This is a genomic window from Bradyrhizobium sp. NBAIM08 (genome assembly GCF_020193935.1).
Classification (GTDB): domain Bacteria; phylum Pseudomonadota; class Alphaproteobacteria; order Rhizobiales; family Xanthobacteraceae; genus Bradyrhizobium; species Bradyrhizobium yuanmingense.
In genome coordinates this window covers 1-487 of the sequence record NZ_JADYVR010000122.1, presented here as the reverse complement: position 1 = coordinate 487, position 487 = coordinate 1, and the positions used below count along the sequence as shown (strand labels likewise).

The window sequence follows — 487 nt, the reverse complement described above, 5'->3', positions numbered from 1 at the left end:
TTTCCGAACTGATGTAGTTACCATCGAACGCGTTCAGCTTATTCACCCAGAAGTTATAGCCGTCAAAGTTTCCATCCGGCGAGGCGTTGGGATTCCTCCTCAAGTAACCGAAGTATTCCATCTGCACAAAGCTGCGATTCATTTCTCGATGCCGAAATGCGGCGTGCTCGGTAACACGTACTAGTGTCCGGCCGCGCGCTCCGGCATCAGCCGCTGTGGTTGCGCTCCCAAACTCGATCATCGCATCGCTGCGCTCACTGCTTGTTGGCGTGACGCCGGCATGCAGATAGAGCTTATCCACATACTGCCCGGGCATGTCCGTGGTCGGATAAAGCCCGACAAACTCTGCCCGCGTAACGAAAACCCGCATGAACGCATCGCGGTTGTCATTCAACGTCTGCTGCCAGTTCTCATGCCCGACAATCACTCCCCTTTGCATTGCCTGCGTGTCACGCTCGAACTCACTGAATTCCGGCATATTGTTGGT

Annotated in this window: 1 protein-coding gene; it reads right to left on the bottom strand. The window is 54.6% G+C overall.

Features of this window, described 5'->3' with window-relative positions; translation table 11 throughout:
* Positions 1-487, bottom strand: a 487-nt coding sequence (locus tag I6F37_RS38715; protein ID WP_225154174.1) for a hypothetical protein, incomplete at both ends; no start/stop codon positions are given.